Annotated in this window: 1 protein-coding gene; it reads right to left on the bottom strand. The window is 60.9% G+C overall.

Annotation, left to right across the window (positions count from 1 at the left end):
- On the bottom strand, positions 1-634 hold a 634-nt coding region (locus tag ACOYQJ_RS26240; protein WP_422908822.1), incomplete at both ends, for a transposase.

Below are 634 nucleotides of genomic sequence, written 5' to 3'. Positions count from 1 at the left end.
TGGGCGGTTGCTGCGAGCAGAAATTCGTCGTTTGCGCCGCATGGCCCGCGTAATCGGAGCCGACCCAGGCCGAGGATCCGCTTGAGATGGGCGAAGAGCATCTCGACCTTCTTCCGCAGCTTCATCGAGATGACGTATTGGTCGGACTTCGCAATGTCACGGGCGACCTGCCGGGCGTCTTCATGTTCTTCACGAGTGATGGATCTGGCATCTGCGTTCGGGCAACATTTTGCCTTGGACGGGCAGGCCTGGCAGGTCAGTTTCAGAGCACGGTATTTCGCTCTGCCTTGTCCGCTCGGCCCCCGGTTTGGGTCGGAATAGTTCCGTCGGAACTGCTTCAGCTCGTGACCTTCCGGACAGATGTATCGATCCTTTTCGGCGTCCCATTCGAAGTCCGCTCGGCTCCACGTGCCGTCGGTTCGTTCGGATTTGTCGAAGACGGGAATGTGCGGGGCAATCTCGCGCTCGACCAGCCAACCCAGCATCGGCCCGGTGCCATAGGCCGTGTCCGCGATCAGGCGCTCGGGGTGGAGGTCGAACTTGGCCTTCACGCGCTTCAGCATGGTCTTCGTCGAACCGACCTCGGCCTGCCGGATAGATCTTGTCGCCTCTACGTCCACGATCACGCCGTGGT

The organism is Pacificoceanicola algae (assembly GCF_049341065.1).
Classification (GTDB): Bacteria; Pseudomonadota; Alphaproteobacteria; order Rhodobacterales; family Rhodobacteraceae; genus Pacificoceanicola.
The sequence above is the reverse complement of the archived record's forward strand: the minus strand, read 5'-3'. Positions and strand labels throughout refer to the sequence as shown.